Here is a 2,515-nt window from a genome sequence, read left to right as displayed (position 1 = left end):
GAGCATCAGCTCCTCGACCTCACGGAAGGAGAGCGGGAATCGGAAGTACAGCCACACACAGTGCGCGATGATCTCCGCCGGGTACCGGTGACGCTTGTACGACGGCGACGTCGACGACACGAACGAACCCTCCTGGGGATGACCAACCTCAAGATCATCTCACGCTCACTCGTTAACGTGACAGCGCCCGTACACGTGGTGCCGCCGGTAACCAGCGCCTGCCAGGCCCCCGACGCGTAGCCGGTGCACGACACGGCGGGTGCGGCCGGCGTCTCTACGTCCACGGTGAACGCCGTGGCCGCCGACCAGGGGCTGTACAACGTCCCGTCATAGGCGCGTGCCTGGAAGGTGTAGTTCCCGTTCGCCAGCGCGGTGGTCGCCGTCCACGACCCCGAGGCTCCCGAGGCAACCGAACCGCTCGTACCGGACTCCACCACGGACGAGCCGGAGAGCACCTGGAACTCATACTGCAGTGGGTCGTTGTCCGCGTCGGTCGTGGAAGCCGTGAACGTCGGAGTGGCTGAGCTGGAGTACTGCCCGCCGTTGGAGGCCGGGTTGTCCGGGCTGAAGGAGGTGGTGCCCACCGGCCACGGGGCGTGGTCGTAGGTGAGGGAGAACACGGGGTTCTGACTGAACGCCGCGAAGCCGTTCGTATCCGCCTCGTCCTCGTTGACCAGCTCGGCGGTGAACTGCCCGGTGTAAGTGGGTGCGGTCAGGATCGACTGGACGTCAGCGCTCACGTCCCAGGTCACGTTCGTGTCCGGGGCAGTGCTCGTCGTGGTGAACGTCTGCGTCACCGGGCTGCCCTGTTGGGCGGGAGGGTTGTTCCAGGTGGTGGCGTTGGAGATCGCCCCGGTGGAGTAGAGGTCCACCGAGTGGGACGCGCTGGTGGCCACGTCGGTCTTGGTGACCTCCGAGGTCACCGTCGCGGACAGCACCGTCGAGGTGGTGCCGAACGGAGCGCCCGGAAGACCGAACGAGTAGTACGAGCGGTCGACACCGCTGCCGTCGTACCCCACGCTCATGTTTCCGTCGAACGTCCAGTACCAGTCCGAGGCAGTCGGATACGTCGAATCCGATTTGGCCTGATTACCGATCAGTAATTTCCGTTTGATCGTCTGCACGCTTTCAGTCAACCCACAGGCCGAAGAAACCAAATCGGAATCGAGGGCCCGCCGCTCCCCAGCCGAACTCCGCTCTCGACCGCGGTCAATCTGAACTCGCCAGCGCCCGCAAGGTGCACCAGGCGCAGTGGACCAGCCCGCAGATGCGCCCGCGGACCGTCGGCATGGCCGGCATTGAGTTCTGGTCGGCCTGAGCCCGGCCCAGCATGGAGTGAGCGTGGGGCCGCCGGTGTGACTGACGGTGGGGTCGGCTAGGGTCCCGGTCGAATCAGATGATCACCCGAAGGGGACACAGACATGCGTGGAGCACGCACCGCCGCGAGACTCGCCGCCGTCGCGGCCCTGGCCGGAGCCGTGGCCGGCTGCGGAACGGTGCACGCCGGGACGGCGATCTCCAACCCGACGCCGTCCGGCGGCCCTTCGACGTCGGCCGTACCTGTGGGCGCGGCGGCCCTGCTTCAGAAGGCCGGGGATAGCACCAGTGCGGCCAAGTCGGCCCGGGCGGCCGAGACGATCACCGTAGGCGGCCAGACCCTCCAGGGCACCGGCGAGTTGGACTGGTCCAACGGAGCGCTGGCCGACATGCAGATGCAAATTCCCGCCGACCAGGCAGCGAAGATCGGTTCGGACGGCCTGGCCGACTCGCTGCTGACGCCCAACGCGATGTACATCAACATGCACGCCGGAGCGGCCTTCACCAAGGCCCTCGGCGGCGCCCACTGGATGGAGTACGACTTCGCCGACGCGGCCAAGGACCAGGGCAGCCAGGGACAGGCCTTCGCGACGCTGGCCAAGGAGGCCGACCCGGTGACGCTAATGCGGGCACTGATCGCCACCGGGAAGGTAACCAGCACCGGGAACGAGACCGTCAACGGGGTGCAGAGCACCCACTTCACCGCCGACCTGACCCCCGCCAACGTGGCAGCACCCACCACCGGCGGCGCCTACGGCGAGCAGCTGGCCCTGCTTCACCAGCTGCTCGCGGCCCAGGGGGTCAGCAACGACCACGTCGACCTGTGGGTGGACAGCAAGACCGACCTGATGGTGAAGAAGGAGGAGAAGCTGACGCTTCCTACCGGGACGAAGGACGTGACGGTCAGCTACTCCGACTACGGAGTACACGTCCAGATCACGCCGCCCCCGGCCTACGACACCTTCAACGTCGGCAAGATGATGGCCGCGCACGCCAGCCCGACCCCGGGTCTCGGCCTCAGCTGACGGTTCGCCTTTCGGTTCAGGGGCGTTCCTGCCCGGAGCCGAGCAGGTCATTCTGGAGCGGAGACCAGTAGGGCTTGGGGCCAGGGCTGATGCGTTCTCAGCTCGTGAGACCGAGCAGGTCGAGCGCGTGATCGGCGTGTGACCGGTAGTGGTCGGTCGCGGCAGCGATGTTG

1 protein-coding gene and 2 pseudogenes are annotated in these 2,515 nt (G+C 66.9%); 1 reads left to right on the top strand and 2 read right to left on the bottom strand.

Annotated elements, in window-relative coordinates:
- Positions 1-120 (bottom strand): annotated as a pseudogene (locus tag ACZ38L_RS39145) (IS6 family transposase); the annotation flags it as partial.
- Between the two features lie 170 nt (positions 121-290).
- Positions 291-1,025, bottom strand: a pseudogene (locus ACZ38L_RS39140) (Ig-like domain-containing protein); the annotation flags it as partial.
- Between the two features lie 396 nt (positions 1,026-1,421).
- On the opposite strand from ACZ38L_RS39140, the gene ACZ38L_RS39135 reads away from it, so the two are divergent.
- Positions 1,422-2,342: an SCO4651 family lipoprotein gene (locus ACZ38L_RS39135; protein ID WP_465702868.1), complete on the top strand. Its 921-nt coding sequence runs from the start codon at positions 1,422-1,424 to the stop codon at positions 2,340-2,342.
- Positions 2,343-2,515: the final 173 nt, after the last annotated feature.

The organism is Kitasatospora sp. NPDC024654 (genome assembly GCF_055559155.1).
This window is presented reverse-complemented; position numbering and strand designations above follow the sequence as displayed.